The organism is Falsiroseomonas frigidaquae, assembly GCF_012163145.1.
Taxonomy (GTDB): domain Bacteria; phylum Pseudomonadota; class Alphaproteobacteria; order Acetobacterales; family Acetobacteraceae; genus Falsiroseomonas; species Falsiroseomonas frigidaquae.
This window is the reverse complement of sequence record NZ_JAAVTX010000002.1, coordinates 73946-97937: the sequence shown is the minus strand read 5'-3', so window position 1 is coordinate 97937 and position 23992 is coordinate 73946. Positions and strand designations below refer to the sequence as shown.

Annotated in this window: 17 protein-coding genes; 13 read left to right on the top strand and 4 right to left on the bottom strand. The window is 70.4% G+C overall.

The window, feature by feature from the left end; all coding sequences use genetic code 11:
- Window positions 1-16: 16 nt before the first annotated feature.
- The 8 genes from HB662_RS04905 to HB662_RS04870 are packed head-to-tail and all read left to right on the top strand — an operon-like array spanning window position 17 to window position 10699.
- Complete coding sequence (locus HB662_RS04905; RefSeq protein WP_168047797.1) at window positions 17-1711, top strand: ABC transporter substrate-binding protein; 1695 nt, start codon at window positions 17-19, stop codon at window positions 1709-1711.
- Between the two features lie 16 nt (window positions 1712-1727).
- Entirely contained in the window at window positions 1728-2705 is a 978-nt protein-coding gene (locus tag HB662_RS04900; RefSeq protein WP_209443120.1) for an ABC transporter permease, read from the top strand.
- Window positions 2692-3588: an ABC transporter permease gene (locus HB662_RS04895; RefSeq protein WP_209443119.1), complete on the top strand. Its 897-nt coding sequence runs from the start codon at window positions 2692-2694 to the stop codon at window positions 3586-3588. The genes HB662_RS04900 and HB662_RS04895 overlap by 14 nt, the downstream gene beginning before the upstream one ends.
- The gene (locus tag HB662_RS04890; RefSeq protein WP_168047793.1) at window positions 3588-4592 is read left to right on the top strand and encodes an ABC transporter ATP-binding protein; all 1005 of its coding nucleotides are present in this window, start codon (window positions 3588-3590) and stop codon (window positions 4590-4592) included. Before HB662_RS04895 ends, HB662_RS04890 begins: the two co-directional genes overlap by 1 nt.
- Window positions 4580-5554: an ABC transporter ATP-binding protein gene (locus HB662_RS04885; RefSeq protein WP_168047791.1), complete on the top strand. Its 975-nt coding sequence runs from the start codon at window positions 4580-4582 to the stop codon at window positions 5552-5554. The genes HB662_RS04890 and HB662_RS04885 overlap by 13 nt, the downstream gene beginning before the upstream one ends.
- Window positions 5555-5566: 12 nt before the next feature.
- Window positions 5567-7339 carry a hydantoinase B/oxoprolinase family protein gene (locus HB662_RS04880; RefSeq protein WP_168047789.1) on the top strand — a complete coding sequence of 591 codons (1773 nt, stop codon included), beginning with the start codon at window positions 5567-5569 and terminating at the stop codon, window positions 7337-7339.
- Window positions 7326-9353 carry a hydantoinase/oxoprolinase family protein gene (locus HB662_RS04875; protein ID WP_168047787.1) on the top strand — a complete coding sequence of 676 codons (2028 nt, stop codon included), beginning with the start codon at window positions 7326-7328 and terminating at the stop codon, window positions 9351-9353. The genes HB662_RS04880 and HB662_RS04875 overlap by 14 nt, the downstream gene beginning before the upstream one ends.
- A gap of 14 nt (window positions 9354-9367) precedes the next feature.
- Entirely contained in the window at window positions 9368-10699 is a 1332-nt protein-coding gene (locus HB662_RS04870; protein WP_168047785.1) for an LLM class flavin-dependent oxidoreductase, read from the top strand.
- Between the two features lies 1 nt (window position 10700).
- Here the strand turns inward: HB662_RS04870 and HB662_RS04865 are convergent, their stop codons facing one another.
- Window positions 10701-11675: a ketopantoate reductase family protein gene (locus HB662_RS04865; RefSeq protein ID WP_168047783.1), complete on the bottom strand. Its 975-nt coding sequence runs from the start codon at window positions 11673-11675 to the stop codon at window positions 10701-10703.
- Window positions 11676-11783: 108 nt separating this feature from the next.
- On the opposite strand from HB662_RS04865, the gene HB662_RS04860 reads away from it, so the two are divergent.
- Window positions 11784-14471, top strand: coding sequence for a type II toxin-antitoxin system ParD family antitoxin (locus tag HB662_RS04860; RefSeq protein ID WP_168047781.1), 2688 nt, complete (start codon window positions 11784-11786; stop codon window positions 14469-14471).
- 82 nt (window positions 14472-14553) lie between these two features.
- Here the strand turns inward: HB662_RS04860 and HB662_RS04855 are convergent, their stop codons facing one another.
- Both HB662_RS04855 and HB662_RS04850 read right to left on the bottom strand, forming a co-directional pair.
- Window positions 14554-16209, bottom strand: a complete 1656-nt coding sequence (locus HB662_RS04855; protein ID WP_168047779.1) for a thiamine pyrophosphate-binding protein — start codon at window positions 16207-16209, stop codon at window positions 14554-14556.
- Window positions 16206-17249 (bottom strand): amidohydrolase family protein, encoded by a 1044-nt coding sequence (locus HB662_RS04850; RefSeq protein ID WP_168047777.1) that lies wholly within the window; start codon window positions 17247-17249, stop codon window positions 16206-16208. The genes HB662_RS04855 and HB662_RS04850 overlap by 4 nt, the downstream gene beginning before the upstream one ends.
- Before the next feature lie 91 nt (window positions 17250-17340).
- Between HB662_RS04850 and HB662_RS04845 the strand changes: the two genes are divergently transcribed.
- Genes HB662_RS04845 through HB662_RS04830 form a run of 4 tightly spaced genes read left to right on the top strand, consistent with a single transcriptional unit; the run spans window position 17341 to window position 22929 of the window.
- Window positions 17341-18267, top strand: coding sequence for a LysR substrate-binding domain-containing protein (locus tag HB662_RS04845; protein WP_168047775.1), 927 nt, complete (start codon window positions 17341-17343; stop codon window positions 18265-18267).
- A gap of 47 nt (window positions 18268-18314) precedes the next feature.
- Window positions 18315-19646, top strand: coding sequence for an NAD(P)/FAD-dependent oxidoreductase (locus HB662_RS04840; protein WP_168047773.1), 1332 nt, complete (start codon window positions 18315-18317; stop codon window positions 19644-19646).
- On the top strand, window positions 19643-21232 hold the full coding sequence (locus HB662_RS04835; RefSeq protein ID WP_168047771.1) for an ABC transporter substrate-binding protein: 1590 nt from the start codon (window positions 19643-19645) through the stop codon (window positions 21230-21232). The genes HB662_RS04840 and HB662_RS04835 overlap by 4 nt, the downstream gene beginning before the upstream one ends.
- Before the next feature lie 2 nt (window positions 21233-21234).
- Window positions 21235-22929 carry a gamma-glutamyltransferase family protein gene (locus tag HB662_RS04830; RefSeq protein WP_168047769.1) on the top strand — a complete coding sequence of 565 codons (1695 nt, stop codon included), beginning with the start codon at window positions 21235-21237 and terminating at the stop codon, window positions 22927-22929.
- On the opposite strand, the gene HB662_RS04825 is transcribed toward HB662_RS04830, so the two are convergent.
- Entirely contained in the window at window positions 22911-23951 is a 1041-nt protein-coding gene (locus HB662_RS04825; protein ID WP_245185460.1) for a hydroxyacid dehydrogenase, read from the bottom strand. The two genes, HB662_RS04830 and HB662_RS04825, sit on opposite strands and share 19 nt — an antisense overlap.
- Window positions 23952-23992: the final 41 nt, after the last annotated feature.

Sequence of the window (23992 nt, the reverse complement as noted above, 5' to 3'; positions counted from 1 at the left end):
ATCTGGGGACGCCGCCATGAACCGCCGCGCCATGCTGCTCGCCGCTTCCGCTCTCACCGGCCTGTCGAGGCTGCCGCTTGGTGGCGGTTCGGCGCAGGCACAGGCCGCGCAGGGCGACCCGATCCGCCCCCTGGTGCTGCTGACCCGCCCGCAGGCGGCGGCCCCGGCGGCCTATCAGGCGGCGGAGCTGATTGCACAGGAATGGCGCAAGCTCGGCCTGCAGATTGAGCTTCGGCCACTGCCCAACCAGCAGATGAGCCAGGTGGTCTGGTACGAGCGGCAGCGCTGGGACTTCACCATGTGGCAGATGGTCGGCCGGCCGGAGCGCGGGGACCCGGATGAGATGGTCTACAACCTGCTGCATTCCGCCAATATCGCGACCGGCTACAATTTCGTCGGCTACAACAACCCGGCCTATGACCGACTGGCGGAGGCGCAGCGCAGCGAGATGGACCAGGCGCGCCGCCAGGCCCTGGTGCGCCAGGTGCAGGAGGTGGTGAACCAGGACCAGCCCTATGCCTTCCTGGTGCATCCGGTGAACCTGCAGGCCTTCAACAAGCAGGTCTTCGTCGAGTCCAGTGCGGTGAACCAGGCGGGACTCGGCATCCGTAATTTCTGGAACTGGATCAGCCTGCAGCCCACCGGCGCGCAGCGCGACATCATCGTCAACAGCACGGAGCCGGTGAAGGCGACCAACCCCTTCTATGTCAGCGGCGCGCCGGATAGCTGGGTGACGGATCTGGTATGGGACCGGCTGATGCGCGTGGGCCCGGACGGCCTGCCGCAGCCCTGGGCGGCGGAACGCGTGGTGCAGCCGGACCCGCTGCATATCGAATGCACGCTGCGCGACGGCATGGCCTTCCACAATGGCGATCCGGTGACGGCCGAGGATGTGGTCTTCTCCTTCGAGGCGCCGGGCACCGGCAATGAATCGCCGATGTACCGCCCCTTCGTGCAGAACATCGCCAGCGTCGTCGCCACCGACCCGAAGACGGTGCGCTTCACCCTGAAGCGGCCCGATGCCGCCTTCCGCATCGCGGTGCTGGCCAAGCTGAACATCGTGCAGAAGAAGACCTGGGCGCCGGTGCTCGCGGAGTACCAGAACCGCCCGGAGAATCTGGAATCCTATGTCGAGGAACGCCCAATCGGCTCCGGCCCCTACCGCTTCGTCCGGTCCCGCGTGAATGAGGAAGTGGTGCTGGAGGCCAACCCGAACCACTGGGCGAAGCCGAAGGCGGATCGCTGGATCATGCGCATTATCACCAACACGGAAGCCACGCTCGGCGCCTTCCGTCGCGGCGAGATCAACGTGCTGGCCGACTATTTCGGCGACCCCGATCTGGTGAAGGAGATGGCCGAGGCCAATCCCCGCATGATCGCGGTGCGGGAGGAGGTGGATATCGGCTTTCAGTTCGTCGGCATGAACCTGCGCCGTGCACCCTTCTCCGACGCCGCCTTCCGCCGCGCGCTCTCGGCCTCCGTGAACCGGGAGATGATGGCCGGCGCGGCGTGGAACGGGCAGGCGGTTCCGGCGAATTCGATGGTCTCGCCGGCGCTGGAGGCCTGGCACGATGCCGGCATCGTCGGCCGGGTGCCGGGCGGCAACCTGGATGGCGCAAAGCGGCTGCTGCAGGAAGCCGGCTACCGCGTGGTGAATGGAAAGCTGCACTACCCGGCGGGGGTGCGGGAAACCACCACGCCGTTCCAGTGAAGGGCGCCCGCATCTCGTGAAGCGCTTCGCTGGGCGGATTGCGCATGCCGCCTTCGTGCTCTGGGCGGTCGCGACGCTGACCTTCCTGCTGTTCCGGCTGATGCCGGGCGATCCGACGCTGAACTTCCTCTCTGATTCCTTCAGCGAGGAAATGCGTGCGGACCTGCTGGAATCCTTCGGCCTGGATAAGCCGCTGCCGGAGCAGTACCTGATCTATCTTGGCAGCCTGCTGCAAGGCGACCTCGGCGTCTCCTTTCTGCAGAAGCGGCCGGTGCTGGACATTCTGCTGGCGGCTCTGCCCAACACGGCTGCGCTGACCATCACCGCGCTGGTCATCGCCTATGCCTTCGGCATCATCGCCGGCGCCTTCCTGGCATTCGCCCGTGGCACGGTGACGGAGGGAATCGCCATTCCCGCCGCGCTGATCACGCGTGCGGCGCCGGAGTTCTGGCTCGGCATGCTGCTGCTGTCCTGGCTGTCCTTCGCCTGGGGCATCTTTCCCTCCGCGGGTGCCAATGTCGCGGGGTCTGAGTTCACTTCCGAATGGGCGCGGCTGACCTCGGCGGATTTCCTGTGGCACCTGATCCTGCCGGCGCTGACCCTCGCGCTGTACCTGCAGGGCCTGCCGCTGCTTCTGATGCGCGCGACGATGCTGGAGGTGCTGAACGACGAGTTCATCGTCATGGCCCGGATGAAGGGCCTCTCGCGCTGGGCGATCGTGATGCGCCACGCCGCGCGCAACGCGCTGCTGCCGGTGGCGACGGCCTTCGCCCTCGGCCTCGGCAGTTCCTTCGGCGGCAATGTGGTGATCGAGACGGTGTTCTCCTGGCCCGGCCTCGGCCGCGTGCTGGTCTCCGCGGTGCAGGGCGCGGATTACCCGCTGGCGCAAGGTGCCTTCATCATGATCGCGGCGGTGCTGGTGCTGATGAACATGGTGGCGGATCTGCTCTACGCCTGGCTCGACCCGAGGGTGTCCGTCGGTGCCCGGCGCTAGCGCGATGCGGCGCCGGCCGCTGCCAGGTTTCGTCGGGTCGGGCCTGGGCTTCCTGCGCAAGCAGCCCTTCGCGGTCGCGGGCCTGGCCATCTACCTCACCTTCATCCTGCTCGCGATCTTCGCCGACCAGATCGCGACGCATGATCCGCGCGAAATCCTGTTCCGCGGCGCCTATCGCGTGGCGCGCTACCTGCCGCCCTCCGCCACGCATTACCTCGGCACGACGGCTGGCGGGCGGGACGTATTCTCGCAACTGGTCCATGGCACCCGTTCCGCCTTGCAGGTCGGCGTCACGGCGGCTTTCTTCGTGGTGGTGATCGGCACGCTGCTCGGGCTGCTGTCGGGCTATCTCGGCGGCTGGGTGGACCGGGTGATCATGCGGATCTCGGACATCATCCTGGGCCTGCCCTTCCTGCCCTTCGTGCTGGTCATCTCCGCGCTGACTCGGCCCGGCACCACCACGCTGGTCGCCTCCGTCGCGCTGATGCTGTGGCCGAATACGGCGCGCGTCATCCGGTCGCAGGTCCTGTCACTCCGGGAACGCGGATGGGTGGAGGCGGCGCGCGTCACCGGCTGTTCCACGCCGCGCATCATCTTCGTGCACATCGCGCCGCAGGTGGCGCCGCTTGCGGCACTCTATGGCTCCATCGCCGTGGGCTGGGCGATCCTGACGGAGGCCTCCGCCTCCTTCCTCGGCTTCGGCGATCCCAATGCGATCTCCTGGGGCCTGATGCTGCAGGACGCCTTCGCCAACCAGGCGCTGTCGCGCGGCGTCTGGACCTGGTTCGTGCCGCCGGGCCTGTGCATCGTGCTGCTGGTGCTGGCCGGCTTCCTGGTGTCGCGCGGGTCGGAGAAGCTGCTGTTTCCGAAGCTGGGGGATTGATGGACGCGCTGCTGGATGTCCGCGATCTCGCCGTGCATTACCGCACCGCCGCCGGGCCGGTCCGCGCCGTGGATGGCGCCAGCTTCACGGTGCCGGCGGCCGGCATCGTCGGCCTGGTCGGCGAAAGCGGCTGCGGCAAATCGACCCTCGGCCGCGCACTGATGGGCGTGCTTCCGCGCAGCGCATCCATTGCCGCCGGCCAGGCCGTCTTCGAGGGGCGGGACCTCGTCACCCTCTCCCCGGCGGAGCGCCGCAAGCTGCTGTGGCGGCGGCTGGCCTTCGTGCCGCAGACGGCGATGAACGCGCTGGACCCGGTGCAGCGGCTGGCCGCGCAGATGCAGGAAGTGCTGGTGGAACGCGGCGGCCTGTCACGCGCCGCGGCCGGGGCGCGGGCGGTGGAGCTGTTCGCCATGGTCGGCCTCGATGCCGGCCGGCTGCGCGACTGGCCGCATCAGTTCAGCGGCGGCATGCGCCAGCGCGCCTCCATCGCGCTCGCGCTCGCGCTGAACCCGGCGCTGCTGATCGCGGATGAGCCGGTGACGGCGCTGGATGTCATCGTGCAGCGGCAGATCCTGGATGTGATGCGGGACCTGCAATCGCGACTCGGCCTGGCGATGATCCTGGTGACGCATGATGTCGCCGTCGTCGCCTATGCCTGCGACCGCGTGGTGGTGATGTATGCCGGGCGCGTGGTGGAAAGCGGCCCGGTGCGCGCCGTGCTGGAAGCGCCGCTGCACCCCTACACCATGGGCCTGATGAACGCCTTCCCGGACCTGGAGCGTGCGGGGGGCGAGCTGGTGCCGATCGAGGGCGCGCCGCCCTCCCTGCTCAACCCGCCCACGGGCTGCCGCTTCGCCGCGCGCTGCCCCTTCGCGGTGGCGCGCTGCGAAAAGGATCCGGCGCTGCTGGAACAGGCCCCCGATCATCACGTGGCCTGCTGGCGTGCCGCGGAAGCGCCGGCACTGCGGCCACTGGCCTCGGAGGCCGCGACATGGTCCCGCTGATCGCGGCGAATGACCTGGTGAAGGCCTTCCCGGCCTCGCGCAGCCTGCGCGACATGGCGCGCGGCCACCGGCCGGTGCTGCGCGCGGTGAATGGCGTCTCGCTCGCGGTTGCCGCGGGGCGCGCGCTCGGCATTGTGGGGGAGAGCGGCTGCGGCAAGACCACCACGGCGCGCCTGCTGCTGCGGCTGGAGGAAGCGACGAGCGGCACCGTGCTGTTCGAGGGGCAGAACGTCTCCGCGCTGCATGGCGCTGCGCTGCTGCCCTTCCGGTCCCGCGTCCAGCTCGTTTTCCAGAACCCCTTCGACGCGCTGAACCCGCGCTTCACCATCCGCCGCTCCCTGACCGAGCCGCTGCGGAATTTCGGCCTGCCCGCCGCGCAGTGGGAGGCGATGATCCGGGAGGCGATGGCGCGTGTACGGCTCGATCCGGCGGAGGCCTATCTCGACCGCCACCCGCATGAACTCTCCGGCGGCCAGCTGCAGCGCGTGGTGCTGGCGCGCGCGCTGGTGACGCATCCGCGCGCCATCATCGCGGATGAGCCGGTTTCGATGCTGGATGTCTCGGTGCGCGCCGGCGTGCTGAACGTGCTGCGCCGGGCGCGGGACGAACTGCAACTCGCCGCCATCTACATCAGCCACGACCTGGCGCTGATCCGCTACGTCTGTGAGGAGGTGGCGGTGATGTATCTCGGCCGCATCGTCGAAAGCGGACCGACGGCGGAGGTCATCGCCGGCGCCGCGCACCCCTATACCCGCGCCCTGGTCGCCGCCGTGCCGGTGCCGCGGGTGGACCAGGACCGCGGCGATCTGCCGATCATCGGCGGGCTGCCCGACCAGCGCAACCAGCCCAGCGGCTGCGCCTTCCGCGACCGCTGCCCGCTTGCCTTCGCCCGCTGTGCGGAGGAGGCTCCACCGCTGCGCGCCATCGCGCCAGGTCGCCACGCCGCTTGCCATCTCGCCTGAGGATCACCGCGCATGGATGATGTCGCCCCGCGGCTCTGCAACCCGGTTACGCTGGAGATCGTGCGTGGCGCCATCCGCGCCGCACAGGCGGAGATGGAGGCGCTGATCGAGCGCACCGCCATGTCCGCCTTCATCCGAGAGAAGAAGGATTTCTACACCGCGCTCTTCGATGCGGATGGCGTCATGGCCGTCGGTTCCAATGTCCCGGTCTTCGGCGACATCTGCAGCCCCGTCTTCCGCGACTTCCCGATCGAGACGATCCGCGATGGCGACCTCTATTGGTACAATGACTGCTACGGATCGCGCGGCGCCGTCAGCCATTCCAATGACCAGGTGTTCCTCGCGCCCGTCTTCCTGAATGGCGTCCGCGTCGCCTTCGTCATGGGCTGGGCGCATTTCGCGGATATCGGCGGGCTGCGCCCCGGCTCGATCAGCCCGGATGCGACGGAGATTTTCCATGAAGGCGTCATCATCCCGCCGACGCGGCTGATCACCGCGGGCGAGACCAACCACGCCGCGCTCGCCATCTTCTACCGCAATTCACGCTACCCCGAACAGGCTCAGGGCGATACGCGCGCCTTGATGGCGAGTGTCGAGCTCGGCGTGGTGCGGATGCGGGAAGTGGCGGCGCGCTTCGGTGCGCCCGTGCTGGCCGATGCGCTCCGGCAATTGCTGACACGTACGCGCGACACGGTGCGGGACCGGTTGCGGCGGACCTTTCCCGTGGGCACGCACCGCTTCACCGATCGCATCGATGGCGACGGGCATGGCAGCGGCACGCTGCGCCTGCGCTTCGCCCTGACGCGCACGGCGGAGGATCGCTTCATCCTGGATGCGACGGAGACGGACGACCAGTCGCCCGGTCCGGTGAACTTCCTGATGAATCCGGATGTGCCGGGCATGGCGCTCGGCCTGTATTTCCTCGGTGGCGATGCGACGCAGGTGGTCAATGCAGGCGGACCGCGATCGCTGGATGAGGTGCGGCTGCGGGAGGGTTCGCTGCTGCAGCCGCGCTTCCCGGCGGCCCTTGGCATGCGCGGCCTGACCATGATGCGGATGCTGGCCGCGCTGAACGGCCTGGTTTCCGTGGCGGGTGGCGAGGCGCCGGCGGCGCATGCGGCCTATGTCATCATGCTGCTGCGCGGCACGATGAACGGAAGACCCTTCCTGATGAGCGACGGCATCGGCGTCGGTTATGGCGCGCGCGGCTTCGCCGACGGCATCGACGGCGTGTATTTCGTGGCGCAGGAGAATTACCCGGTCGAGTTCCTGGAACTGGAATACCCGGTGCGCCTGCGCGAATACGCGCTGAACTGCGACAGCGGCGGGCCGGGCCGCTGGCGCGGCGGTTGCGGCATCATCCGCGAATATGAGGTGATGGCGGAGGAGTCCGTCCTCGCCATCCGCATCGATGGCGTGGAGAACCCACCCTGGGGCGCCGCCGGCGGTCAATCAGGCCGGCCGGGCCGCGTGGTGCTGAATCCCGGTACGCCGCAGGAACGCGAGCTGCGCCCACTCTCCGACGGCAACCGCGTGGTGCGCGGCGACATCTTGCGCATCGAGACCGGCGGTGGCGGTGGCCGCGGCCATCCCTTCGACCGTCCGGCGGCGGCGGTGCTGGAGGATGTGCTGGGCGGCCTGGTCTCTCCCGAAGCGGCGCGCCACGACTACGGCGTGGCCATCGCCGGCCTCGGCATCAATGCCGACGCCACCGCCGCCCTTCGCGCGCAGCGTCCGCTGACAAAAGCCTTTCATCGCCGGAGCTATGCCGATGTCCTTGACTGAGACGCGCCCGCTTTCGGTCGCGGTCGATATCGGCGGCACCTTCACCGACATCACCTTGCAGGATGGCGCGACCGGCCGCGCCTGGACCGCCAAGACGCCCTCCACCCCGCACGATCCCTCCGAGGCTTTCCTCACAGGCGTGCGTCTGGCGCTGGAGAATGCGGGGGAATCAGCGGCGCGGATCGGCCGTGTGCTGCATGGCACCACCATCGCCACCAACCTGATCCTGGAGAACAAGGGCGCCACCACCGCGCTGGTCACGACGAAAGGCTTCCGCCATGTGCTGGAGATCGGCCGCCAGGACATTCCGCGCCGGGCGAACCTGCATGCCTGGGTGAAGCCACGCCGGCCCGTGCCACCCTCCCGCGTTTTCGAGGTGACGGAGCGTGTCGCCGCCGATGGCACGGTGCTGCTGACGCTGGATGAGGCCAGCGTACAGCGCGCGGCGGAAGCCTGCCGCCAGGCCGGTGTTGCCGCCGTCGCCATCTGCCTGCTGCACGCCTTCACCGCGCCGGCGCATGAACGTCGCGTCGCGGAACTGCTGCGCGCGGCGCTGCCGGGCGTCGCCGTCACCGCCTCCGTCGATGTGCTGCCGGTGGTGCGGGAATATGAGCGCTCGCTGGCCGCCATCCTCAACGCCCAGGTCATGCCCGCCGTCTCCACCTATGTGCGGCGGCTGGAGGAAAGGCTGGCGGAGGATGCGATCGAGGCGCCGCTGCTGCTGATGAAATCCAATGGCGGCGTCGCCGGCGCCGCTTCCATCCGCCGCGCCCCCGCCGTCACCGCGCTCTCCGGCCCCGCGGCCGGCGTGGTCGGCGCGCGGGCGATGGCGGAGGCGGCGGGCGTGCCCCGCATCCTCACGGTCGATATCGGTGGCACCAGCGCCGATATCTGCCTGATGCAGGGCGGCGCCATCAACCTGACGCAGCGCGGCAGCGTCGGCGACTGGCCCCTGCCATTGCCGATGCTGGACATGGTGACGATCGGCGCCGGTGGTGGCTCCATCGCGCGCGTCACGGCGGAGGGTGCGCTGGCGGTCGGGCCGGAAAGCGCCGGCGCCAATCCCGGCCCTGCCTGCTATGGCCGCGGCGGGCAGCGGGCCACAGTGACGGATGCGCATGTCGTGCTCGGCCATCTGCCCACCGCGCTGCTCGGCGGCCGCATGCATCTGGACGCCGCGGCGGCGGAGGCGGTGGTGCGGCGCGAGGTGGCGGAACCGCTGAACCTGTCGCTGCACGAGGCCGCGCGCGGCATCCTCGCCGTGGTTGATTCCAACATGGTCGGCGCGCTGCGCGTGGTGTCCGTCGAGCGCGGCCATGACCCGCGCGACTTCACACTGGTGCCCTTCGGCGGCGCCGGGCCGCTGCATGGCTGCGCGCTGGCGGCGATGATCGGCATCGACCAGGTGCTGGTGCCGCCCTCGCCGGGCGTACTCTGCGCGCAGGGGCTGCTCTCGGCCGATCTGCGTGCGGAATTCAGCCGCTCCGTCCTGCCCGGCCGGGCGGATGTGGCGGCGATCGAGGCTGGCTTCGAGGCGCTGCTGGCGGAAGCCGAGGCCTGGTTCCTGGAGGAGGCCGTGCCCCCCGCGGCGCGCCGCACCGCCCGCGTGGTGCTGATGCGCTATGCCGGGCAGGGCGGCGAATTGCCCGTGCCCTGGCATGGTGCGGATGCCGCGGCGGATTTCGCCGCCGCGCATCGCGCGCTGTACGGCTTCGACCTGCCGAAGGGCCAGGCGGAGATCGTCACCCTGCGGCTGGAGGCGGTGGGCGCGCTGCCCCCGCCGCATCTGGCCACGCTGCCCCCCGGTCGCGGTGCGCAGCCCCATGCCACGCAGACCGTGCATTTCGAATCCGGCACCGCGCAGGCGGCGCTGTATGATCGCGCCGTGCTCGGCCAGGGCGACACGCTGCACGGCCCCGCCATCGTCACGCAGCTTGATGCCACCACGCTGATCCCGCCCGGCTGGACGGCGGAGGTGCTGGCGCATGGCGCGATGCTGCTGCGCCGAAGCTGAGAAAGCCCGACCCCATGATGCACCTCGCCGCCTTCCTGTTCACGCCGGGCAGCCATTCCGCCGGATGGCGCCACCCGGACGCCATCACCGAATGCGACATGGAGTTCGCACAATATGTCCGCATCGCGCAGGCGGCGGAGCGCGGCAAGATGGACACGATCTTCTTCCAGGACACCGTCGCGGTGAATGGCAGCGGCGCGCTGGATGGCGTCAGCCGCTACCGACCGGGCCAGGGGCGCACCGCCTATCTGGAACCCACCACGCTGCTGGCGGCGCTGGCCGTGGTGACGCAGCGCATCGGCCTGATCGCGACCGCCACCACCACCTATAACGAGCCCTACAACATCGCGCGCCGCTTCGCCTCCATCGACCACATCAGCAATGGCCGCGCCGGCTGGAACCTGGTGACCTCGCAGATCGAGGACGAGGCCGGCAATTTCGGCGCCGACCACCACATGCTGCACGCCGAGCGCTATGAACGCGCCGAGGAATTCTACGACGTGGTGGCCGCGCTGTGGGACAGCTTCGGCGAGGGTGCGCTGATCCGCGACAAGGACAGCGGCAACTACATCGACCCCACGAAGATCCATTTCCAGGATCATGTCGGCAAGCATTTTCGGGTGCGCGGCCCGCTGAACGTGGCGCGCTGCCCGCAGGGGCGGCCCGTGGTGACCCAGGCCGGATCTTCCGGTCCCGGCATGGAACTCGCGGCACGCACCGCGGACCTCGTCTTCACCGCGCAAAGCGACCTGGCGGAGGCGCAGGCCTTCTATCGCGACCTCAAGGCGCGCGCCCGAAAGCACGGGCGCGATCCGGCACATGTAAAGGTCATGCCCGGGCTGATGACCATCATCGGCGCGACGGAGGAGGAGGCCCAGGCCAAGTACCGCGACCTGCAGGGCCTGATGTCGGACGAGAACGCCATGCGGCTGCTGGCGCGGCTCTGCGGCGACCTCGATATCTTCGCCCTGCCGCCGGACGCGCCGCTGCCGCCGCTGCCACTCAGCAATGCGGCGCAGGCGCGGCAGCGGCATCTGATGGACAAGGCGAAGCGGGACAACCTCTCCATCATCCAGACCGCGCGCTACCTGGCGACCTCGCTCGGCCACCACCTGCTGGTCGGCACGCCCGCGCGCATCGTGGACACCATGCAGCATTGGGTGGAGCAGGGCGCCTGCGACGGCTTCACCCTGCTGTCGCCGCACTACCCACTGCCGCTGGAGCAGTTCGTGGACATGGTGGTGCCCGAATTGCAGCGGCGCGGCCTGTTCCGGCAGGACTACACCGGCACCACGCTGCGCGATCATCTCGGCCTGCCGGTGCCGCCCAACCGCTACGAGGCGTAGCCTACAGGCCCAGGGCGCGCGCCTTCACCCGGATCAGCGCCGCCAGCATCTCCAGCGTCGGCATCCGCACGCCGGTCAGCGCGGCCAGTTGCAGCGGCACGTTGTACAGCGCGTCGATCTCCATCGGCCGGCTGGCCTGCAGGTCCTGCAGCACGCTCGGGCGATGGCCGAGGTGCATGTTGATGCCGACGATGCGCTCCACATCGATCTCCGCCTGGCAGCCGAGTGCGGCGATCAGCTCCGCCGTCTCCGCCAGCACGCGGCGCGACGCCTCGATCAGCACCGGCTCCTCATGCGTCGATCGCACCGGCGTTTCCGTCAGCACGCAGAGCGGACCGGCGCTGAGGTTGAAGGCCAGCTTCTCCCAGATCCGGTCGCGGATGCGGGTCTCCACCTGCACCGGCAGGCCGGCCCTCTCCAGCGCCTGCTGCAACAGCACGGCGCCGGGCGAGATGCTGCCATCCGGCGCGCCGAGGATGGTGGGCCGGCTGCGCGGATCGGTCAGCCGCACCACGCCAGGCTGCGGCACCGAACTGGCGGGCCAGGCGATGCCGCCCACCAGCCGGCGCGGCCCGATGGCGGACCACAGCACGTCGCCGGGGTCGAGGGTTGGCAGGCGTCGCCCATCCCAGGCGCCGCCATGTCCGTGGAAGTACCACCACGGCACGCCATTGGTCAGGAAGGTTACCGGCGTATCCGGCGCCAGCAGCGGTCCGATCAGCCCGGCAACGCTGGGCAGGGACGGCGCCTTCACGGTGACGAAGACACCGTCCTGCACCCCGAGATCGGCCGGATCCTCGCTGGCACGGACCTGCACGGTGAAGGTCTCGTCGCGCGTTTCCACCGTCAGCCCGCGGGCGCGGATGGCGGCGAGGTGCGAGCCGCGGGCGACGATGGAAACATCGATGCCGGCGCGCGCCATGTAGGCGGCAATGAAACCGCCGATTGCGCCGGCGCCGAAGATGCAGATACGCATGTCACGAACCCTTCAGGCTGATGTGGACAGGGGCGCCGCACTGTAACCGAGGCGGGCTCGACTGTGACAAAGATTGACACAGAGGTTGAGCAGCGTGAAATAACGCCAATGGTAACCCGCCGGACCAGAAACGTTTCCCTGACGACACAGCTCGATGCCTTCATCGATGCCCGCGTTGCCTCCGGCCGGTTTCGTAGTTCCAGCGAGGTCGTACGCGCCGCGTTGCGCCTGCTGGCGGAGGCCGAGGACGGCCGGTCCGGGCCTCCCCCGAATTCGGCGCCGCCCCTCCCGGCTCCCCGCTTCGCCCGGCCGCATGAGGACGCATTGTTCCTCGAGGTGGCGGAGGACGCCCCGGCGATGCTGTGGATCGGCGACGACCAGGGAAGCTGCGTCTTCCTCAACCGCGCGCTGCGCGACTTCTGGGGCGTAGCCGCCGATGGCCTTGCCACCTTCGCATGGAGCCAGATCCTGCACCCGGAGGATGTGGCGGCCGTGGGTGGGCCCTTCGCCGCCGGCATGCGCGATCAGGCGCCCTTCGTCGCGGAGGGGCGCTACCGCCACGCCGCCGGTGGCTATCGCCTGCTGCGGACCGAGGCGAAGCCGCGCTTCGGCACCGATGGCCGCTTCCTCGGCATGGTCGGCATCAATATCGACGTGACCGACATCCGCCATGCCGAGGCGGCACGGCGCGAAGGCGAGGACCGGCTGCGCGACCTGGTGGCGACGCTGGACCTCGCCGCGGTGCTGGTGCGTGACCTCGACGGCACGATCCGCTTCTGGTCCGCCGGCTGTGAGCGTCTCTATGGCTGGACAGCGGCGGAGGCGGAGGGCCGCCTTGTCCACACGCTGCTGGCCTCACGCTTCCCCGTGCCCCAGGCCGCGGTGGAGGCGGCGCTGCTGGAGGAGGGGCAGTGGCAGGGCGACCTGCGCCAGCTGCGGCGGGACGGCACGCCCTGCATCGTCGCTGTGCAGAAGTCGCTGCGGCGGAATGCGGCGGGCCGCCCGGTGGCGGTGGCGGAGAGCGTGACGGATGTCACGACGCTGCGGCAGACCGCGACCGACCTGCGGGTGAGCGAGGAGCGCCTCCGCCTCGCGCAGGAGGCGGGGGGCATCGGCATCTTCGAATTGGACCTGGCGAGCGGCCGCGTCGACTGGTCGCCCGAGATGTTCCGCCTGCATGACCTTGACCCGGCCACGCCGCCCGAAAGCCTTTTCGCCGCCTGGCTGGAGCGCGTCCATCCGGAGGATCGCGGCCTGGTCGAGGCGCAGCTCGCCGGCCTGATGGCGGAGACTGGCCCGATGCAGGTCGAGTTCCGCATCACGCTGCCGGATGCCGGGACGCGCTGGATCCTGGCGCGCGGCGTCATGGTGCGGGATGAGGTGGGGCAGCCGCTTCGCGTCCACGGCGTCAACATGGACATCTCCGACCTGCGCCACGCCGAGGCGAAGGCCCGCGAGAGCGAGGCGCAGCATCGCGCCCTGTTCGATGCCGCGCCCTTCGCGATCATCGTCATCGATCCGGCGACGCATGACATCCTGGACGTCAACCAGCGTGCCTGCGACGACTACGGCTACAGCCGTGCCGAGTTCCTGCGCCTCGCAATCGGCGACATCGACACGATGGTCGATCCCGAGGCGATGCGCGCCCGTGGCCGGCAGGGCCGCCTGAGCAACGGCGCGCAGGAATTCGAGGCGGAGCACCGGCTCCGCAACGGCGCCATCCGGGATGTGCTGGTACGCGTGGTGGGCGTGGAGGTCGGCGGGCGCAACATGACCTATGGCGCGCATATCGACATCACCGATCGCAAGAGGGTCACGACGGCGTTGCGGGCCAGCGAGGCGCGGCTGCGACTGGCGCTGGAGGCGGCTGGCTTCGGCACCTGGGAATACGACATCCGCCGCGACCGGGGGGCGCGCAAAGGCCTGTTCGCCAACGATTTTCCCGGCGTCCCGGCAAAGGATTTCACCCTGGCCACCTGGCTGTCGCCGGTTCATCCGGATGACCGCCCGATGGTCGAGGCCCGGCTGCGCGCCGTTCTTGAACGCCGCAGCGCCGGCTACGAGGCCGAATTCCGCGTGCCGCGGCCGGAAGGCGGGTGGCGCTGGATGGCGTCCCGAGGGGCGGTGGTGGAGACCGACCCGCACGGGGAGCCGCTGACCCTGGCCGGCATTGCGCGCGACATCACTGAGAGCCGCCAGGTGGCGGAACGCCAGGCGCTGCTGGCGCGCGAAGTGGACCACCGCGCGAAGAACGTGCTGGCGGTGGTGCAGGCGGCCCTGCGCCTGACCAAGGCGGCGGACCTGCCCTCCTATATCCGCGCCATCGAGGGGCGGGTCGCGGCGCTGGCCCGCACGCAGACGCTGCTGGCGGAAAACCAGTGGAACGGCGCCATGCTGGGCCTGCTACTGCAGGGCGAGATCGCCCCCTTCGCCGGCGACCAGCGCGCGACGCTGGAAGGCCCGGCCGTGGCGTTGACGCCGGCGCTGGCGCAGGCGCTGGCCATGGCGATCCATGAACTGGCCACCAATGCCGTGAAGCATGGCGCGCTCTCCACCCTGTCGGGGCGGGTTCGGGTGGCCTGGCACGTTACCGGCGACGCGCCCGGCCGGCTGCACCTCGAATGGTCCGAGACAGGTGGTCCGACGCTGGATGGCGCGCCGGCGCGGCGCGGCTTCGGGTCCCGCGTGCTGGAGGCGACGCTGTGCGGGCAACTCGGCGGCCAGGTGTCGCTGGACTGGCGGGCCGAGGGGCTGGTCTGCCGGATCGCCGTGCCGCTGGCCCGGCGCGGCGACTGACCTTTCCGGGCTTCCCAGGCGACGGCGGCCCCCCCGTTTATAGCGCCCCGGTCTATGGCGCCCCGGTCTATGGCGCCCCGGTCTATGGAGCCCAGGGCTCCGGTGCGCGGCAGTCGATGTCGGTCGCCACATCCACCACCACCGTCTCCTCCGCCGCCAGCGCCTCGGCCAGAGCTGCGGCAATGTCGCCCGGGCGTTCCACGCGGATGCCGCACAGGCCGAACTGGCCGGCGAGGGCCGCGAAATCCGTCGGCCCGAAGCGCAGCACCTGTTCCGCCGCCACCGGGCGGTTGCCGGCCTGCTTCAGGTAGTTCGGCCAGCCCTGGCCGAAGCCCGAATTGTTGTTCACCACCAGCACCACCGCGATGCCGCGCCGCTTCGCCGTCTCCAGCTCCGTCAGGTGGTAGTACAGCGCGCCGTCGCCGGACCAGCACACCACCTTGCGCCCCGGCGCCGCGCATTTGGCCCCCAGCGCGGCCGGGAAGGCCCAGCCGAGCGAGCCCGCGGCGCGGAGGTAGGTCTGGCCCGGCGCCAGGTCGATCAGCGTGCCGGTCCAGATGCCGGAATAGCCGGTATCGGCCACCAGGATGCCATCCGCCGGCAGTGCGCGGGTGATCTCGGCCGCCAGCCGCGCCGGGTCGATCGCCGTGGCCTCGCTGGCCAGGCGCGGCGCCATGGCGGCACGCCATTCCGCCATCGCCGCCTGCGCCTCCGCCAGCAGGGTGCCGTCCCGCAGCGGTTCGCCGAGTTCGGTCAGCAGCGCCGCCAGCGTGGCGCGCGGGTCGCCGAGCAGGGCGACCTCCGTCGCGTAGCTGCGTTCGAATTCCAGCGGGTCGGCGTCGATCTGGACGATGCGCGTGCCAGGGGCCGGGATGCGCCAGGCATGGGTAAGCTGGTCCCCGGTATCGCAGCCGATGAACAGCACCAGCTCCGCCGCATGGATGATGCGGTTGGCGGGCGGCGCCGAATAGCTGCCGACAACGCCGATGGCATGCGGGTCCCGCGTGTCGATCAGCCCGCGCGCACCGAGCGAGGTGGCGACGGGCGCCCGCAGCAGCCGTGCCAGGGCAAGCAGCTCCGCCCCGCAGCCGGACAGGGCCGCGCCGTCCCCGGCCACGATGGCGATGCGGGCGGTGGCGCGCAACGCGGCGGCGGCGGCGCGCAGGTCAGTGGCATCCGCCACCGGGCGGTGGCGCGGTGCCGTCCACGCATCCAGCGCCGCGGGCTCGGCCGTGGTCTCACTGACCTCGACGAACTCTCCCATCAGCCCCTTCAGGTCCAGATGCACGGGGCGGGGTGGCGCGCTGGTGGCAGCGGCCCAGGCCTGGCGGAATTGCCGTGGCAGGTCGGCCGCCTCATCCACCTGCGCCGCATGCCGCGTGACGGGCGCAAACAGCGGCGCATGCGGCACTTCCTGATAGGCGTTGCGATGCTGGTGATCGAGCGGCTTGTGCCCGGTCAGCGCCAGCACCGGGCTGCGGCCCAGCCAGGCATCCTGCAGCCCGGCCGCCAGGTTTGCCGCCCCCACCGATTGCGCCGCCACCACGCCGGGCCGGCCGGAGATGCGGCCATAGGCATCGGCCATATAGGCGGCGGCCTTTTCCGTATGCGCCAGCACCGGCTGCACGCCAACGCGCTCCATCTCCAGCAGCGTGCGGCGCAGCACCGCATCGACGAAGAAGAAATGCGTCTGGCCGGAGGCCTTGAGGCTGCGGGCCAGCCATTCGGCGCCATTCATCGCGGTGTCTCCTCCATGTTCAGCCGGTAGATGCGGGCCGCCGTGCCGGCGAAGAGCGCGGCGCGTTCCGCCGGGTTGAAGCCGGTGCTCATGCGCTTGAAGGCGTTCCACAGCACGGCGTAGTCGCAGCAGCCCTTGTCCACCGGGAAATTGCTCTCGAACATGCAGCGCGCCGGGCCGAAGGCCTGGATGCAGGGCTCGATCCAGGGCCGGAACAGCGAAGCGAGCTGTTCGGAAGTTGGCGGTAGCGCCGGTTCATGCAGGTTGAAGCCGCCCACCCGCATGCCCAGCCCGCCGAGCTTCACCACCACATTCGGGCAGGCCGCCAGCGCCGTGATGCCGGCGCGCCAATGGGCCGCGACCTCCGCCCGCATCGTCGCATAGCGGGCGACGCCGATCGGGCCGCCGACATGGTCCAGCACGATGGTGGTCTCGGGGAAGGCACGCGCCAGGTCGAGCAATTCGTGCAGCTGCGTGTGGTACAGCCAGGCATCGAAGCTCAGCCCGTGCCGCGCGAGCTGCGCGAAGCCGCGTCGGAAGGCCGCATCGCCCAGCAGCCCGGCGGGGGGCGGGACGGAGGTGCTCTGCACCGCCGGATCGGCGTCATGCGCCGAGATGTGGCGGATGCCGCGCAGCCTTCCGCCGGCCGCCGCCGCATGGGCTTCCAGCACCTCCGCCACCGCATCGCCCAGCCGCAGCTCGGCATGAGCGACGATGCCGGCGGCAAGCCGGGTGGGGCCCTGGTGGCGCGCGGCGATATCGGCAACGAATTCCGTCTCGCCGACCGGGCGCAGCGCCTCCGGCCCCGTCTGGCGCCACATGGCGCGGCATTCGATGAAGACGGTGGCCAGGATATTGTGGCCGGCGCCGACATCGGCGGACAGCTCCTCCGCCAGGTAGCGCCCGCGGTGGTCGTCCCACAGATGGTGGTGCGGGTCGATCACCGGCAGCGACGGCTCCAGGATCGGCTCCCGGTGCTGCGCCAGCCAGGCTTCGCGAACGGGCACGTGCGGGCTCTTCGGCCCTGCCTCTTGCGCCATCTTGCATGTCTCCTCCCGGCCAGGGGTAAAGCGGGTGCTTGCGCCTGTCGAGCCTTGACGGTTCGCACCCCAGCGCGGAGGCTTGGCGGCCATGGCCCGCATCGCCCTCGAATTCCGGCATCTCGAGGCATTCCGCGCCATCATGCGCAGCGGCACCGTCACCGGCGCGGGCGCGCTGCTCGGCGTCTCCCAGCCCGCCATCAGCCGGCTTCTGGCGCAGACCGAGACCATCGCCGGCTTTCCACTGTTCGAGCGTGTGCGCGGCCGCCTGGTGCCGACCCCGGCGGCGCAGGCGCTGCATGAGGAAACCGAGCGCATCTTCACCGGCGTCGAGGAGCTCGGCGCGCTGGCCGAGCGCCTGCGGGCCGGCGCGCCGCGCCGCGTGGTGATCGCGGCGCTGCCGACCATCACCCTCTCCGTGCTGCCGGAAGCTGTCGCCGCCTGGCGCGCGGGCGGGCGGGCGGAGACGCTGTCCATCCATTCCCGCACGGCGGGCGGCGTGCTGGGGCTGGTCGCCTCCCGCCAGGCCGATCTCGGCGTGACCATCGCCGCGCCAAGCATTCCGGGCGTGCGCTCCTCCCTGCTGATGCGCAGCCGCGCCTTCTGCGTGCTGCCGAAGGGCCACCGCCTGGCGCGCCGCGCCGTGGTGCGAGCGACCGATCTGGATGGCGAGGCCTTCATCGCCCTGTCGCGGGAGGAGGGGCGGCAGGGGCTGGTGGAGGACGCCTTGCGCAGCAGCGGCGCCAGGGTGCGGGAGGCTGTGGAATGCCGCATGGCGACCGGCGCCGTCGCGCTGGCCGCCGCCGGCACCGGCATCACCCTTGCCGATGCCTTCGCCGTCGCCACCTTCCTCGGCCGGGGCATCGTGCTGCGGCCCTTCGAGCCGGCGGTGACCTTCGACTATCGCTTGATCTGGCCGGAGGCAGTGCGCGACAATTTCGGCCGCGCCACGCTGGCGCAATGTATCCGGGAGGCGGCGCGCGCGGTGCGCGACCGGGTCGCCGCGCATACCGCATAACCGATTCATATGGGCCGCGGGGCACGCTTCATGCGAGCCTCCGCCGGATGAGTGATGCCATCTTCGCCCCGGGTTTCCAGGACACCCCCTATTGGTGGGAGGCGGCGCCGCCCGCCGAAAGTCAGGCCGCGCTGCCGGAGACGGCCGAGGTCGTCATCATAGGCGGCGGCATCGCCGGCCTGTCCACCGCGCTGGAGCTCGGCCGCAACGGCGTGAAGGCGCTGGTGCTGGACCGCGAGACGATCGGCTGGGGCGCATCCTCCCGCAATGGCGGCGCGCTGTCCGGCGCGGGCAGCCTCGGCAAGGTGCGGGCCGATCTGAAGGAGGCCTTCGGCGCCCGCTTCGTCGCCGAGATGGCGGAGGAGGGCGAGGCGGCCTTCGAGGATTTCGCCGCGCTGATCGAGCGTGAATCGCTCGACTGCGACTTCACCCGCAGCGGCCGCTTCGTCGGCGCCCATGCGGCGAAGGCGATGGAGGGGCTGAAGCGCCGCGCCGAATTGCTGAACGAGGCCGCGGGCGCGGAGGAAGCCTTCGTCGTGCCGCGCGACGGCGTGGCGGCGGAGATCGCGACGGAGAAGTATCATGGCGGGCTGGTGATGCTGCGCGCCGGCGGGCTGCATCCGGCGAAATATGTCCGGTCGCTCGCCCAGGCCGCAGCGCGGCATGGCGCGACGCTCGCCTCCGGTGTCGCGCTGCAAGGCTATGCGCGGCAGGCGGATGGCAGCTTCGTTCTGGAGACCAGCAAGGGCCGCCTGCACGCGAAGCACCTGATGCTGGCGACCAACGGCTATACCGGCGCCGCCACGCCCTGGTTCCAGCGCCGGCTGATCCCGGTGGCGAGCTACATGATCGCGACGGAGGAGCTGGGCGAGGAACGTGTGCGCCGCGCGCTGCCGAAGCTGCGCGTCTATGGCGACACCAAGAAGATCCTCTACTACTTCCGACCATCCCCGGATCATCGCCGCATCCTGTTCGGCGGCCGCGCCAGCTTCGTGCAGACCGACCCGAAGCTCGCGGCGGCGACACTGCACCGCTTCCTGGTGGACCTGATTCCGGACCTGGTGGGCGTTCGCATCACGCATGGCTGGAAGGGCAATGTCGCCTTCGCCTTCGACATGATGCCGCATGTCGGCATCCAGGATGGCGTGCATTATGCATTGGCCTGCAATGGCAGCGGCGTGGTCGGCATGACGCATTTCGGCCGCGTCGCGGCGCAGCAGATCCTCGGCGGCTCCAACCGCGTCTCCGCCTTCGCGCGGCTGCCCTTCGAAACCCGTCCGCTTTATACGGGGAACCCTTGGTTCATGCCGATCGTCGGCACGGCCTATCAACTGCGCGACCGGCTGGATGGCTGGCGTGTCAAGACAGGAGTTGAATGACCATGCCTGTCCGCAAGACCCTGCGCCGGCTGCTCGCCCTTGGCGCCGTGTGCCTGCCGCTGGCCGCGGCACCCGCCGGCGCGCAGACGCTGACCATGGCGGTGCAATCCACCTTCGGGCTCGACCCGCATTTCTTCTTCAACGGCCCGAACATGGCGGCCGCTCGGCACATCTACGACACGGTGATCAGCCGCGACGAGAACAGCCGCCAGGTGCCCGGCGCGGTGCAGTCCTGGCGCGCGGTGGAGCCGACCATCTGGGAACTGAAGCTGCGGCCCGGCGTCACCTTCCATGATGGCTCGCCCTTCACGGCGGAAGACATCGCCTTCTCCATCGCCCGCATCCCCAACGTGCCGGGCAATATCGGCCCCTACACGATCAACCTGCGGACGATCGACCGCGTCGAGATCGTCGATCCGCTGACGGTGCGGCTGCACACCTCCGTTCCCAACCCGACAATTCCGGGCCAGCTCACCAACGTCTTCATCGTTTCCCACCGCGCGGCGGCAACCGCCGTGCCGCAGGATTTCAACGCCGGCCGCGCCGCCATCGGCACCGGGCCGTTCCGCGTGGTTGGCGGTGTCTCGCCCTCCGGCATGAAGCTGGAGCGGAATGCCACCTACTACGGCACGCAGCCGGCATGGAGCGAGGTGGATGTGCGCGTCGTCTCGAACGATGCGGCGCGGCTGGCCGGGCTGCTGGCGGGCGACTACGACCTGATCGAGGATGTGCCGCTTGGCGATGTCGGGCGGCTGCGCCGGGAAGGGCGGGTGAATGTCGCCAGCCGGCCGACCGACCGCATCATGTATCTCTCGGTCAATGTGGCGCCGGATTCGCTGCCGCTGGTGGTCGGCGCGGATGGCCAGCCGCTGCCGGTGAACCCGCTTTCGGATGTGCGGGTGCGCCGCGCGCTGTCCATGGCGATCGACCGCACGGCGCTGACGGAACGCATCATGGAAGGGCTGGCGGTGCCCTCCGCCCAGCTGACGCCGGAGGGCTTCGGTGGCCACGACGCGTCTATCCGCGTGCCGCCGGGTGATCCCGCCGGGGCGCGGCGCCTGCTGACGGAAGCGGGCTATCCGGATGGTTTCGGCCTGACCATCTCCTGCTCCAACGACCGCTACGTGAATGATGCGCGGGTCTGCCAGGCGCTGGGCCAGATGCTGTCGCGCGCCGGGCTGAAGATGACGGTGGATGTCACGCCCAGCACGGTGTTCTTCCCGCGCATCCGCCCGGCGCGGGTGACGCTGCCGATGCATTTCGTCGGCCGGTCCTTCTCCTCCGGCGATGCGTCCTATGTGCTCACCACCTCCTTCCACACGCGCGACCTGCCGCAGAACCTGGGCGGCGCCAACCGCAACGGCTTCAGCGTGCCGGAGATCGACCGCAAGATCCGGGAGGTGATGGTGCGCATGGATGATGGGCGCGAGGCGGCGCTGCGCGAATTGATGGCGGAGGTGGAGGCGCTGTATCCGCAGATCCCGCTCTATGTGCAGATGAGCGCCATCGGCACGCGCCGCGGCATCACCTATACGCCGCGGATGGATGAGCAGGTGGTCGCCGTCCACGCCCGGCCGGCCCAATAGCGATGGCCTTTCGCCCCACCCTGTATGGCACGCGCCACGCCGTCTCGGCGGGCCATTACCTGGCCACCGCCGCGGGCCATGCGGTTCTGGAGGCGGGCGGCAACGCCATTGATGCCGGCGTCGCCGCCGGCATCGTGCTCGGCGTGGTGCAGTCGGACATTGTCAATGTCGCCGGCGTCGCGCCGATCATCCTGCGCACCGCCGCGGGGCAGGTCGAGACGATTGCGGGCCTCGGCCACTGGCCGATGGCGATGCCGGCCGATCTGTTCATGCGCGAGCACAAGGGCAAGATGCCGCCGGGCGTGCTGCGCACCGTGGTGCCGGCGGCACCCGATGCCTGGATCACCGCGCTGCAACGCCACGGCAGCATGAGCTTCGGCGAGGTCGCCGCGGCCGCCATCCGCCATGCGCGGGATGGCTTTGCCATGCACCCGACCATGGCGAAGAACCTGGTGCAGAAGTTCGACTCCTATGCGCGCTGGCCGAGCACCGCCGCGATCTACCTGCCCGGCGGGAAGGCGCCCGCGATCGGTGAGAAATTCGTGCAGACGGACCTCGCCGCCATGCTGTCCTACATGGTGGATGAGGAAGCCGCAGCCGGTGGCGACCGCGCCGCCGGCCTCGCCGCCGCGCATGCCGCCTTCTACAAGGGCGAGATCGCCGCGAAGATCGTCGCCTTCCAGCAGGATCAGGGCGGCTTTCTCTCGCGCGAGGATCTGGCGAATTTCCGCAGCCGCATCGAGCCGGCGGTGACGCGCATGTGGCGCGGCCATGCCATCTCCACCTGCGGCCCCTGGTGCCAGGGGCCGGCGCTGCTGGAGGCGCTGCTGGTGGCGGAACGCATCGGCCTCGACGGCCTGGCCCACAACAGCGCCGCCTACCTGCATGTGATTGCGGAGGCGCTGAAGGCGGCGCTGGCAGACCGCGAATACCATTTCGGCGATCCCGCCATGGTCGATGTGCCGCTGGACCAGTTGCTCTCCGCCGCCCATGTCGCCGCCCGCGCCGAGGCCTTCCGCGCCGACGCCGCCTGCCCGGACATGCCGCCGCCGCTGATCGGCAATGGCACGGAGATTCCCGCGGCGATGGTCGAAAAGCCGCCGGAGGTGGAGGCCGATACCTCCTATGTCTGCGTCGTCGATCGCTGGGGCAATGCCTTCAGCGCCACGCCCTCCGACGGGTCCTGGAATGCGCCGGTGGTACCGGGCTTGGGCATCGTACCCTCCGCCCGCGGATCGCAGAGCCGGCCGGACCCGGCGCATCCCTGCGGCGTCGCGCCGGGCAAGCGGCCGCGGCTGACGCCGAACCCGGCGCTGGCTGTGCTGGCCGATGGCGGGGTGATGCCGTTCGGCACGCCGGGCGGCGATGTGCAGGTGCAGTCCATGCTGCAGGTGCTGCTGAACGTGCTGCATTTCGGCATGGAGGTGCAGGACGCCATTGAGGCGCCTCGTATCGCGACCTACGCCTTCCCCTCCTCCTTCGCGCCCTTCGAGTATTTCCCGCGCAAGCTGGCCGTGGAATCGCGCATCCCGGCCGAAACGCGCGCCGCGCTGGCCGGGCTGGGGCATGAGATCCAGGCCTGGCCCGACTGGGCCTATGCCGCCGGCAGCGTGGAGGCGATCCGCACCGATCCGGCAACCGGCCTGATGGCCGCCGGCGCCGACCCGCGCCGCCCCGCTTACGCCATCGCGAGCTGAGCGCGGCGGCGTTCGTAGCCCGGCAGGACTTCCGGATTCACCAGCCGCGGCAACGCCTCGCCCCGCGCCGCGGCGATGAAACCCTCCGCAGCGAAGCGGCCGACGCGGGCGCGGCTTTCCTGCGTCACGCCGGCGGTATGCGGCGTGGACACCACGCGCGGATGCGCGAGCAGCGGATGGTCGGCCGGCGGCGGCTCGCGTTCCCACACATCCAGCCCGGCGCCGGCGATGTGGCCGGATTGCAGCGCGGCGAGCAGGGCGGCCTCGTCATGGATATGGCCGCGTGCCGTGGTGACGAAGATGGCGCCCGGCCGCATCGCGGCGAAGGCTTCCGCGCCGATCAGGCCGCGCGTCTCAGCCTCCAGCGGGCAATGGACGGAGACGATGTCGCTGGCCGCCAGCAGCGCCGGCAACTCCACCTTGGTGGCGCCGCGCGCGGCGCAATCGGCGGCGGAGAGGTAGGGATCGCAGGCCAGCACCTGGCAGCCGAAGGCCAGGCGCAGGATCTCCGCCACGCGCCGCCCGACATGGCCGAGCCCGATCAGCCCAACCGTCCGCCCCGCCAACTCCCGCCCCATGAAGGCGCCGCGATCCGCGGCGCCGCCGGCACGCATGGCCTGCTGCGCTTCCGGCATCCGCTTCAGCAGCGTCAGCATCATGCCGACCGCGTGTTCCGCCACGCCTTCCGCATTGCCGCCCGCCTGGTTCAACACGGCAACGCCGGCCGCGGTGCAGGCGGGGACGTCGACGGTGTCGTAGCCGGCGCCATAGCTGGAGACGACGAGCAGCCCCGGCAGGCTGGCGAGCAGCGCCGGCGTGGCGTGCCAGGCCAGCGGCAACTCATCCCGCGCCGCCTGCACGTAATAGCCCTGGCAACTGGCCAGGCCGGCGCGGATGCTCTCCGCCCCATCCGCCAGGGACAGGCGGATGATCTCAAGCTCCGGCGCGGCGGATGCGGTGTCGAGGAAGCTCTGGTGCATCGGCCGGTCGAGATAGCCGACACGGAAACGCAGACGGGACATGCGGCTCTCCTATCGCCAGGCGCATTGCTGGCCTCGCCGGG